Origin of the sequence: Massilia soli (assembly GCF_016809835.1) — a bacterium.
Taxonomy (GTDB): domain Bacteria; phylum Pseudomonadota; class Gammaproteobacteria; order Burkholderiales; family Burkholderiaceae_D; genus Telluria_A; species Telluria_A soli.
In genome coordinates this window covers 597,043-606,965 of sequence record NZ_JAFBIL020000002.1, presented here as the reverse complement: position 1 = coordinate 606,965, position 9,923 = coordinate 597,043, and the positions used below count along the sequence as shown (strand labels likewise).

Sequence of the window (9,923 nt, the reverse complement as noted above, 5' to 3'; positions counted from 1 at the left end):
CTCCCGATGGTTAACCTTGCCAGGTGGTCTGGCGCTGCCGCGTGAATGCGTCAGGCCGCCAGGAACGGCCAGGATCACGCCCCCGCGTCCGTTTGTTACATCGTGACACACTTTCACCTAGGTAAGCAAATGCATGATGTCACAGAATCGCTGACAAAGTCTCATCAAAATGTATCATTTCCGTGTCACCTTATTCACGCGGCGCGCTGTCCCGTGCGAGTTCATGCATGATGCATAAAAGGACCTGTTTATTCGAGCCCAGCGCCACGTGGCCGACGCCGCCAACGGCAATATTGCGCGCGCCCGGCAGGTGGCTGGAAGTTTGCGGCGCGACGATGTTGTCGTGGTGGCTATAGATTGACGTGACAAGCGCGCGCGCGGCCTCGCCCTCCTCCCCAGACAGCGCACGCAGCCAGTCGCTTTCCGGCAGGTCGGCGCGGCGCGCGCGGCGCATCTGGCGCGCATTGGCGCCGAGACCGAGATTGGCCAGGCTGGTGCCATGGTGCGGCGTGCCCAGCGTGATCAGGTGCGCCACCCGCGCGGCGCCGTGCCGGCGCAGGTAGGCGCGCGCGACCAGCCCGCCCATGCTGTGGGCCAGGATGACGACCCGCGGCGCGCCGCTGTCGGCGCACAGGGCGTCGATGGCGGCGGCCACGGCCGGCACGTAGCCGTCGATGTCGCCTCCCAGCGGTTCCAGATCGGCGCAGGCATGGCTGATGCTTGCCGCGTCGAGCAGCGGCAACAGGTGGGCCCAGTAGCCGCTGTTGCAACCATAGCCGTGCAACAACAGGACCGGCAAGCGCGGCGAGCCGGGGAAGATGCGCCGGGATGGCCGCGCGCGCGGCATGATCCACGACGATTGCAGCATCGAGGCGCGGAATTCTTCGCCAAACAGGCGCAGCCCCGCCGCGGCGCCGAGCCGGAACTCGGGCGGCGTCGGGCTGGCCGCGCGGCTACTCATCAAGAAATTATTGGCCGAGATCAGCGCCCGCACCAGCACCACGGCCGCCAGGCCGGCGCCCAGCGCCAGCAGCGGCCCGACGCCGTGGTGGCGCGCCAGCACCCACGCGATCAGGCCGGCCGCCGCCGCCTGCAGCAGCAATAGCAATCGCAGCAGCAGGCGCGCACTCATCAGTCCACCCGGTCCCTGAGGATCTGGCGCGCGATGCCGCGCAGGATGTTGACTTCCTCGGTTTCGAGCTGGGTGCGGGAAAACAGCCGCTTCAGGCGCGGCATCAGCTTTTTCGGATTGTCGGCATCGAGGAAGCCGATCGACACCAGCGCCCGCTCGAGGTGGGCGTACATGCCCTCGATCTCGGTCACGCTGGCCGCGTCGCCGTGAAAGCCGATCGCGCTCGGCTCGGCCGCGCCGGTCTCGCCCGCTATCCGGCACTCGTAGGCCAGCACCTGGGCCGCCTGGGCCAGGTTCAGCGACGAATAGGCCGGGTTGGCGGGAATATTGATCAGGACATTGCACTGTTCGACGATATGGTTGGGCAAGCCGAAGCGCTCATTGCCGAAGATGAGCGCGGCGTTGAGCCCCTGCTGCCCGGCCACATGGCCGGCAAAGGCGCGCGGCGCCCACACCGGCGGCGAGAATTCGCGCAGCCGCGCCGACACGGCGGCGGCGAACTGGCAACCGTCGAGCGCCTCGGCCATGCTGCCGACGATGCGCGCGCCGGCCAGCACGTCGAGCGCGCCGCTGGCGAACGCCACCGCCTCCGGGTCCTCGAGGGCGCCGGGAAAGCGCGGATTGACCAGCACCAGCTCGGAAAATCCCATGGTTTTCATGGCGCGCGCCACCGAGCCGATATTGCCGGCGCGGCTGGTCTCGACCAGAATAAAGCGCAGGCGAGTGAAAAGAGATGTGCTGGTTTCGGGCATGTTCATTTAAAATAGCGCCATCGCGCCACGTCGAGTGGTTAAAGCCGGGGCTTCCAAGCCCGCGATTTTAACCTCTTGCCGCCGCACCGCTCTTTAATTCATTCTTGTTTCACTAGCGCACATAGCGCCCTGCCGGGGCGCCGTGCGCGTTAGCGTTCTCTTACCGGAAGCCCACATGCACCCAATGCTCAATACGGCGATCAAGGCCGCCCGCCGCGCCGCCACCGTGATCAACCGCGCCTCGTTCGATGTCGACCGCGTGACTGTCACCGAAAAACAACACAATGATTTCGTGACCGACATTGACCAGGCGGCCGAACAGGCGATCATCGAGACCCTGCTCAAGGCCTATCCCGGCCACGCGATCCTGGCCGAGGAATCCGGTGCATCTGCCAACCTGAACGACGAGAGTGAATATTCGTGGATCATCGACCCGCTCGATGGCACCACCAACTTCATGCACGGCTACCCTAACTATTGCATTTCGATCGCGCTGCAGCAGCGCGGCGTGACCACCCAGGCTGTCGTCTACGACCCGGTGCGCAATGACTTGTTTACCGCCACCAAGGGCGCCGGCGCTTTCCTCAACGAAAAACGTATCCGCGTGACCAAGCACGACCGCGTGGGCGCCGCCCTGTTGTCGTCCGGCCACGGCGCCGGTCCGCGCGCGCTGGCCGACTACCTGAAGATGTACGGCGTCATGGCCGAGCGTTGCCACGGCATCCGCAGCGCTGGCGCCGCCGCGCTCGAGCTGGCCAACGTGGCCGCCGGCCGCAGCGATGGCTTCTTCGAAAAAGGCCTAAAGCCGTGGGATATCGCTGCCGGCGCGCTGCTGGTGACGGAAGCGGGCGGCATCGTCGGCGAATTCAACGGCGAGTCCGACTACCTGCACAAAGGCGACATCATCGCGGCCAGCCCGAAGGTGTTCGGCCAGATGGTCACCCTGCTGTCGCCGTTCGCCTAAGCACGCTTTCGCTACTTGGCGTAAAATACGGCCTGACCTGACGAAGGGGCTCCCAACCCCTTCTTCCCAGCAGTAATTTCCACAGCGAACTTTATCTTTCCATTCGGAATAGTTGTGTTTATACTGCAACATTAAGCGGCACCGCTTCCAGTCTCCCTGCCGCCTCTGATTTTTCAATCGATTGCCTGCGACTGGCGCCAGAAATTCATGGCGACGGGCCGATCTTACCAATAAAGTTACCCATGTCATTTACCACTCTCGGGCTGTCCGACGCCATCGTTCGTGCAGTTACTGAAGCAGGCTATACCCAGCCGACCCCGATCCAGACCCAGGCCATCCCTGCTGTCATGAATGGCGGCGACCTGCTGGCCGGCGCCCAGACCGGCACCGGCAAGACCGCCGGCTTCACGCTGCCGATCGTGCACCGCCTGTCGACCGACAAGATCGGCGCCGCGCTGACCAACAAGACCAGCCAGCGCGGCATCCGCGCGCTGATCCTCGCCCCGACCCGCGAACTGGCGGCCCAGGTCGAGGAAAGCGTGCGCACCTACGGCAAGTACACCAACCTGAATTCGGCCTGCGTGTTCGGCGGCGTCGGCATCAACCCGCAGATCAAGCAGCTCAAGCAAGGCGTCGACATCCTGGTCGCCACGCCGGGCCGCCTGCTCGACCACATGGAACAGCGCACCGTCGACCTGTCGAAGGTCGAGATCCTGATCCTGGACGAAGCCGACCGCATGCTCGACATGGGCTTCATCCGCGACATCAAGAAAGTGCTGGCGGCCTTGCCGCCGAAGCGCCAGAACCTGCTGTTCTCGGCCACCTTCTCGGAAGAGATCAAGGCGCTGGCCGATGGCCTGCTGAACAAGCCGGCGATGATCGAAGTGGCGCGCCGCAATTCGACCGTGGAAGTGATCGCGCAAAAGATCCACCCGGTCGACCGCGACAAGAAGCACCCGATGCTGGCGCACCTGATCAAGTCGAACAAGTGGACCCAGGTGCTGGTCTTCACCCGCACCAAGCACGGCGCCAACAAGCTGGTCGAACAGCTGGGCGCGGACGGCATCGGCGCCATGGCGATCCACGGCAACAAGAGCCAGACCGCGCGCACCAAGGCGCTGTCCGAGTTCAAGACCGGCGACCTGCAGGTGCTGGTTGCGACCGACATCGCCGCGCGCGGCATCGACATCGACCAGCTGCCGCACGTGGTCAACTACGACCTGCCGAACATCCCGGAAGATTATGTGCACCGCATCGGCCGTACCGGCCGCGCCGGCGCCACCGGCGAAGCGGTATCGCTGGTGTGCGTGGACGAGCACGACATGCTCAAGGATATCGAAAAGCTGATCAAGCAAACCCTGCCGCGCCAGGTGATCCCGGGCTTCGAGCCTGATCCGAGCGCGCGTGCCCAGCCGATCCAGCTGCGCAGCGGCGCCCCTGGCCATGGCGGCCGCGGCGGCCGTCCGGGCGGCGGCGGTGGCGGTGGACAGGTGATCCGCGTCGGCGCAGGCGGCCGCGGTTCGGCCAAGCCACGCACCGCCGGTCCTGGCGGCGGCGGCGGCGCCCGCAGCGGTGGCGGCGGACGCTCGTCGGCGCCAGCCCGTTCGGGCGGCGGCGGCGGCCGCGGCCGCTAACAGCAGCCCCGCTCTAAACGAACAAGCCACCTCGGACTGCGGTCCCGGGTGGCTTTTTTTCGCCTGCGCGCGCCGCGAAGCGGCCTTGAATGTTGTTGCAATTTTTGGTGGCAGGAATATACTTGCGCAATCAAGTACCAGTTAACCAATAAGGAGACACGCATGATCGTGCCACAAGAACCCAGCAGCGCCAGCGAGTTGTGCCTGATCATCGCCCGCGTTCACGCCCTGCTGCAGCGGCGCTTCGATTCCGCGCTCGGCAGCCATCACGGCATCAGCTTCGGCGACTTCCAGCTGCTGAACCACCTGCGCACGGCGCCGGGTGCGCGGCTGCGCCGGGTCGACCTGGCCGACAAGCTGGGCCTGACGGCGTCGGGTGTCACGCGCAGCTTGCTGCCGCTTGAAAAAATCGGCCTGGTCACGCGTGAAGCCGATCCGCGCGACGCCCGCGTCGGCTACGCGGCGATCACCCCGACCGGCCAGGAACTGGTGGCCAACGCCGGCGTCACCGTCAACCTGGTCAGCCGCGAAGTGCTGCGTTCGTTGCCGGCCGCACAGGTCGAGACGATGGCGCAGGCGCTGGGCGGCCTGGCCGGCATGGCCACCGGCGCCGCGTGAGGCAGGCCGTGACGCCAGCCGAACCGGCCCCGTTGCGGCGCGACGCCAATTTCCGCTGGATGATGGGCGGCGCGCTGATCTCGGCGCTGGGCGACCAGTTTACCATGGTCGCGCTGCCCTGGCTGGTGCTGACCATGACCGGCGACGCGCTGACCCTGGGCCTGGTGATCGCGCTGATGAGCGTGCCGCGCGCGCTGTTCATGCTGGTCGGCGGCGCGCTGGTCGACCGCTACTCGCCGAAGTCGGTGCTTATGCTGAGCAAGTTCGCCAACGCCATCCTGCTGACCCTGCTGGCCACGCTGGTGTACCTCGGCGCGCCGTCGCTGGCGGCCGTGTGCGCGCTGGCCTTGGGACTCGGGCTGGCGTCGGCGTTCAGCATTCCATCGGGTACCTCCTTGCTGCCGCACGTGGTGGCGCCCGAACTGCTGGCGCGCGCCAACGGCATGCTGATGGGCGTGCGCCAGGTGACGATGCTGTCCGGCCCCTTGCTGGCGGCACTGGTGTTCGCGCTGTTCGGCGATGGCAGCGGCGCCGATTCCGGCAACGGCATGGCGATCGCCTTCGGCTTCGACGCCTTCACCTTCCTGTTCACCGCATGGACCCTGTCCAGGGTGCGCACGCTGCATGCGCCGCCGCGCGGCCTGGATGCGGCGCCGATGCTGCGCGCCATCGGCGATGGGCTGGCGATGGTGTGGAACGATATGACTTTGCGCAGCTGCATGCTGTACTGGGCGGTATGCACCTTCGTCGTCGGCGGCATGATGCAAGTGGCGCTTCCAGTGCTGGCCAGCACCCGCCTGCAGGGCGCCTCCGCGCTCGGCCTGCTGATGGGCGTGCACGGCGCCGGCACCCTGGCGGGCATGGCGCTGACCGGCTGGCTCGGCAAGGTACGTATCGGCACGTTCGGCACCACCATCCTGCTTGCCGATGCCATCTCGGGCCTGGTGCTGCTGCCGATGGGCTTGGTCGATGCGACCTGGCAGGCCGCCGCCGTGCTGGTGCTGCTGGGTGTCATCGGCGGCTGCATGCAGGTGGCGGTGTTCAGCTGGATCCAGCAGCGCGTGCCGCGTGCGATGCTGGGCCGCGCGATGAGCATTTTCATGTTCATCTTCATGGGCCTGGCGCCGATGTCGGCGGCGCTGACCGGCTTCCTGCTGGCCTATCTGTCGCTCGGCCAGATGTTCGCCGGCGCCGGCGTGTTCCTGGTCGCGTATTCGGCGCTGGCCTATCTATTCACCAATATCTCGCGCGTCAGCGACACGGCGGCAAGCGGATAAGCCTGAGCAGATGTATCATCGTGAGATGCCCAAATTTGCCGCCAACCTGTCCACGATGTTCACCGAAGTCGCCCTGCTCGACCGCTTCGCGGCGGCGCGCGAGTGCGGCTTCGACGCCGTCGAATTCCAGTTCCCGTATGCCTTCGTGCCGGGCCAGCTGGCCGAACGGATCGACCGTGCCGGCCAGCACCTGGTGATGTTCAACATGCCGCCGGGCGACCCGGTGGCGGGCGACCGCGGCATGGCCTGCGACCCCGGCCGGGTCGACGAATTCCAGGAAAGCGTCGACCTCGCGCTCGAGTACGCGGTCGCGCTCGGCGTGCGCCAGCTGCACTGCATGGCCGGCATCGTGCCGCCCGGCGTCAGCCGCGCGCAGGCGCGCGACACGTTCCTGGGCAACCTGAAGTTCGCGGCCGAACAGCTGCATCCGCGCGCGATGCGCGTGCTGATCGAGCCGATCAACAGCTACGACGTGCCGGGCTACTTCCTCAACGGAACCCAGCAAGCGGCCGACATCATCGCCGACTGCGGCGCGCCGAACCTGTTCCTGCAGTACGACATCTATCACACCCACCGCATGGAGGGCGGCGTGCGCGAATCGCTGCGCGCGCTGTTCCCCTTGATTCGCCACGTCCAGTTCGCCGATGCGCCCGGGCGCCACCAGCCCGGCACCGGGGAGATCGACTTCCCTGCCCTGTTCGCGCTGCTGGATGAACTGGGCTACGACGGCCACGTCGGCTGCGAATATTCCCCCACTGGCGATACCGCCAGCAGCCTGGCCTGGCGCGGCCAATTGCTGTCGGGCACTCTACAGGGTTGACCTTCAGCAAGATGCCTCACGGATAGAGGCGTAAGAATAGGGACTTCCGGTACGCAACCATGCTGCCTGCGAGGATCCCCATGAATTTTCTCAACCGTGTCACCCGTGTCGCCGCCCTCGCCGCCTGCCTGGTGCTGGGCGGCTGCGCGGGAACCCATGTCAGCCTGGTCGAAGTGCGCGAGTTCGCCGGCGCCTCGGCGCGCCTTGGCGGCTACGCCGAACTGTCGACCCGCTACCGCGACACCTACCTGCGCGAACAGCCCTACCTGACCCCGGCCGCCGACAAGATCGCCAAGGAAAACGACGCCAAGCGCCGCGCCGTGTACGACGATTTCCGCAGCCTGCAAAAATCGGTGGTGCTGTACATGCAGACGCTGGCCTTGCTGGCAGGCGAGGACCGCTTCGACCTCACGCCCCAGCTCGACGATCTTGGCAATGGCCTGAAAGCCAATGCCGAAAGCGGCCTCGAGCAGCGCCACATCGCCGCCTACACCGGCTTGACGCGGCTGCTGACCCGGGCCATCGCCTCGGGCTACCAGGGCCGCAGCGTCGAGACGATGGTGCGCGACGGCGACGCCGACCTGCAGACCCTGCTTGGGGCCATGATCTCGATCACGCGGCTGTACGCCAAGACCAACGAGAATGAGAAAAAGACGATTTTGGGTATTTTCGACATCGAGATCCCGTATGCGAGCCGGCCCAACGACCGCATGCTGGTGACGCTGGCGAAAGTGCATTACCTCGACAAGGCGCGCGAATACAAGCTGGTCGACAAGCGCTATTCGCTGGCGCAGCAGGGCTTGACCAAGGTGTCGCTGGGGCACCAGAAACTGCGCGAAAACCTGAACAACGTGTCCGGCGCCGAGCTGCGCGGCGTGCTGAGGAATTTTGGCCGCGACCTGCGCGTGATTCGCGACAACCTGTCCGACAACTGAAACCACGAGGTGAGCGATGAACAAGGAAACCGACGGCCTGTCCACAGTGGAAGAAGTCGAGGCGCTGGCCGACCAGCTGTCGGTCATTGCCGATGAGCTGCACCAGCGCATCATGGATGAAATCAGGCAAGACCGCAGCAAGCCGCCCAGCGCGACGCGGCAGGCGGCCTTGCGCGCCCTGTTCGACCAGGAACTGGTGCTGCGCCAGCGCGCCAACGGCTTGTATGCCGACGCCGCCAGCTTGGTCGTCAGCGCGCTTGGCCAGCCGCAGCGCCAGCTGGCCGAGCTGACCACCAGGGCCGCCGAGAAAATCCGCAAGATCGCTCTGATCAAGGACATCAGCGGGCTGGTTGCCAGCGTGCTCGGGCTCGCCGGAGCGGTCGCCACCGGCCAGCCGGCGCCGATCATTCTTGCGCTTGAGAAAATCAAGAACAAGGTCGAGGCCCTCGACGCCCACCAGGTCAAGAAATCCGCCTGAGGCCGCCCGGCCGCGGCAGCCGCGCACGTGCGTGCGCCCATGTTCATTACCGCCTGAACGCGCTACACTGGTATCAGCCTGCCATGGCGGCAGCGCGCTTTTTTTCCACAACGCGGGGTACACACAATGAGCGGCCTGCACGCCATGCATGGTCTCGACCAGGGCCAGATCGCGACTCTCGCGGGCTTGCTGGAGCAGCGCCGCGCGGCGCTGGCGCGCCAGGACGATATCGACGTCGTCGAGAGCGCGCACGACCTGCCGGTACAGGAGGTGGAAACATCGCCCGCCGACAAGGCCACCGTGCGCCTGCTGAATGACCTCGCGCTGGAAGCGGCCGGCATGAACGCCGCGCAGATGCTGTCGGTTAAGCACGCCATCGCCAAGCTGGCCGACGGCAGCTATGGCGAGTGCGAAGAATGCGGCAACCCGATCGGTTTTTCCCGCCTGCAGGCGCGGCCCGACGCGCGCCTGTGCATCACCTGCCAGACGCGCGCCGAAAAGCGCGCGCCCTGACGGCGCTACGACATGTGCTGGCCGCCGTTGATGGCGATGTTGGCGCCAGTGACAAAGCCGGCTTCCTGCGAGGCCAGGTAAGCCACCAGCGCCGCCACTTCGCGCGGCTCGCCCAGCCTGCCCAGCGGGATCTGCGGCAGGATCCGCCCGACCAGGATATCCTGCGGCACCTGCTGCACCATCTTGGTGTTCAGGTAGCCTGGCGAGACGGTGTTGACGGTGACGCCGTGGCGCGCAAGCTCCAGCGCCAGCGACTTGGTCAGCCCGTGCATGCCGGCCTTGGCCGCCGCGTAGTTGGCCTGGCCGTAGGCGCCCTTCTGGCCGTTGACCGACGAAATGTTGATGATGCGGCCCCACTTCTGCGCCATCATCGGCTCGATCGCCTGCTTGCTCATGTTGAACACGCTGTCGAGGTTGGCGCGGATCACCGCGCTCCAGTCGGCATATTCCATGTTGCGCATGGTCTGGTCGCGGGTGACGCCGGCGTTATTGACCAGCACGTCCAGGCGGCCGCACTCGGACAGCAGCTTTTGCATCATCCATTCGGCATCGGCGTAGTTGCTCACGTCCACCTTGTACGACATGAAGCGGTAGCCGTCGTCGCGCTGCGCCGCCATCCAGGCTTCGGGTGTAGGATTGGAAGGCGAGAAGGTCGCCGCGACCTTGAATCCCGCATCGTGCAGGCGCCGGCAAATTGCGGTTCCGAGGCCACCCATGCCGCCCGTGACCAAAGCTACTTTATTGTTTTCCATTGCTTGTCTCCATTCTCAGTTGTCCGTTCACGCGTGTGCGCGCGGCGT

Annotated in this window: 11 protein-coding genes; 8 read left to right on the top strand and 3 right to left on the bottom strand. The window is 66.0% G+C overall.

The genetic code is table 11. The features are described from left to right. Positions 1 to 190: 190 nt before the first annotated feature. Positions 191 to 1,132 (bottom strand): esterase/lipase family protein, encoded by a 942-nt coding sequence (locus tag I4X03_RS07275; RefSeq protein WP_223467537.1) that lies wholly within the window; start codon positions 1,130 to 1,132, stop codon positions 191 to 193. Further along, on the bottom strand, positions 1,132 to 1,890 hold the full coding sequence (locus I4X03_RS07270) for an RNA methyltransferase (protein WP_223467536.1): 759 nt from the start codon (positions 1,888 to 1,890) through the stop codon (positions 1,132 to 1,134). The genes I4X03_RS07275 and I4X03_RS07270 overlap by 1 nt, the downstream gene beginning before the upstream one ends. Before the next feature lie 178 nt (positions 1,891 to 2,068). On the opposite strand from I4X03_RS07270, the gene I4X03_RS07265 reads away from it, so the two are divergent. The 8 genes from I4X03_RS07265 (at position 2,069) to I4X03_RS07230 (ending at position 9,123) form a co-directional block, all read left to right on the top strand. Beyond that, on the top strand, positions 2,069 to 2,848 hold the full coding sequence (locus I4X03_RS07265; RefSeq protein ID WP_223467591.1) for an inositol monophosphatase family protein: 780 nt from the start codon (positions 2,069 to 2,071) through the stop codon (positions 2,846 to 2,848). Between the two features lie 242 nt (positions 2,849 to 3,090). Continuing rightward, positions 3,091 to 4,482, top strand: a complete 1,392-nt coding sequence (locus I4X03_RS07260) for a DEAD/DEAH box helicase (protein ID WP_223467535.1) — start codon at positions 3,091 to 3,093, stop codon at positions 4,480 to 4,482. A 162-nt stretch (positions 4,483 to 4,644) separates the two neighbouring features. After that, a complete protein-coding gene (locus tag I4X03_RS07255) occupies positions 4,645 to 5,100 on the top strand; it encodes a MarR family winged helix-turn-helix transcriptional regulator (RefSeq protein WP_223467534.1) in 456 nt (151 codons plus the stop codon). Positions 5,101 to 5,108: 8 nt separating this feature from the next. Beyond that, a complete protein-coding gene (locus tag I4X03_RS07250) occupies positions 5,109 to 6,377 on the top strand; it encodes an MFS transporter (RefSeq protein ID WP_223467533.1) in 1,269 nt (422 codons plus the stop codon). 25 nt (positions 6,378 to 6,402) lie between these two features. Beyond that, complete coding sequence (gene otnI, locus I4X03_RS07245; RefSeq protein WP_223467532.1) at positions 6,403 to 7,197, top strand: 2-oxo-tetronate isomerase; 795 nt, start codon at positions 6,403 to 6,405, stop codon at positions 7,195 to 7,197. An 80-nt stretch (positions 7,198 to 7,277) separates the two neighbouring features. After that, positions 7,278 to 8,132 carry a hypothetical protein gene (locus I4X03_RS07240; RefSeq protein WP_223467531.1) on the top strand — a complete coding sequence of 285 codons (855 nt, stop codon included), beginning with the start codon at positions 7,278 to 7,280 and terminating at the stop codon, positions 8,130 to 8,132. A gap of 16 nt (positions 8,133 to 8,148) precedes the next feature. Then, a complete protein-coding gene (locus I4X03_RS07235) occupies positions 8,149 to 8,610 on the top strand; it encodes a hypothetical protein (RefSeq protein ID WP_223467530.1) in 462 nt (153 codons plus the stop codon). A gap of 126 nt (positions 8,611 to 8,736) precedes the next feature. Further along, positions 8,737 to 9,123, top strand: coding sequence for a TraR/DksA family transcriptional regulator (locus tag I4X03_RS07230; protein WP_223467529.1), 387 nt, complete (start codon positions 8,737 to 8,739; stop codon positions 9,121 to 9,123). A gap of 5 nt (positions 9,124 to 9,128) precedes the next feature. Here the strand turns inward: I4X03_RS07230 and phbB are convergent, their stop codons facing one another. Then, positions 9,129 to 9,875 carry an acetoacetyl-CoA reductase gene (gene phbB, locus I4X03_RS07225; protein ID WP_223467528.1) on the bottom strand — a complete coding sequence of 249 codons (747 nt, stop codon included), beginning with the start codon at positions 9,873 to 9,875 and terminating at the stop codon, positions 9,129 to 9,131. Positions 9,876 to 9,923: the final 48 nt, after the last annotated feature.

Coding starts and splice junctions, on each gene's coding strand:
- I4X03_RS07260 (WP_223467535.1), top strand. CDS start 3,091: ATGTCATTTACCACTCTCGGGCTGTCCGACGCCATCGTTCGTGCAGTT.
- phbB (WP_223467528.1), bottom strand. CDS start 9,875: ATGGAAAACAATAAAGTAGCTTTGGTCACGGGCGGCATGGGTGGCCTC.
- I4X03_RS07235 (WP_223467530.1), top strand. CDS start 8,149: ATGAACAAGGAAACCGACGGCCTGTCCACAGTGGAAGAAGTCGAGGCG.
- I4X03_RS07265 (WP_223467591.1), top strand. CDS start 2,069: ATGCTCAATACGGCGATCAAGGCCGCCCGCCGCGCCGCCACCGTGATC.
- I4X03_RS07275 (WP_223467537.1), bottom strand. CDS start 1,132: ATGAGTGCGCGCCTGCTGCTGCGATTGCTATTGCTGCTGCAGGCGGCG.
- I4X03_RS07270 (WP_223467536.1), bottom strand. CDS start 1,890: ATGAACATGCCCGAAACCAGCACATCTCTTTTCACTCGCCTGCGCTTT.
- I4X03_RS07240 (WP_223467531.1), top strand. CDS start 7,278: ATGAATTTTCTCAACCGTGTCACCCGTGTCGCCGCCCTCGCCGCCTGC.
- I4X03_RS07230 (WP_223467529.1), top strand. CDS start 8,737: ATGAGCGGCCTGCACGCCATGCATGGTCTCGACCAGGGCCAGATCGCG.
- I4X03_RS07255 (WP_223467534.1), top strand. CDS start 4,645: ATGATCGTGCCACAAGAACCCAGCAGCGCCAGCGAGTTGTGCCTGATC.
- otnI (WP_223467532.1), top strand. CDS start 6,403: ATGCCCAAATTTGCCGCCAACCTGTCCACGATGTTCACCGAAGTCGCC.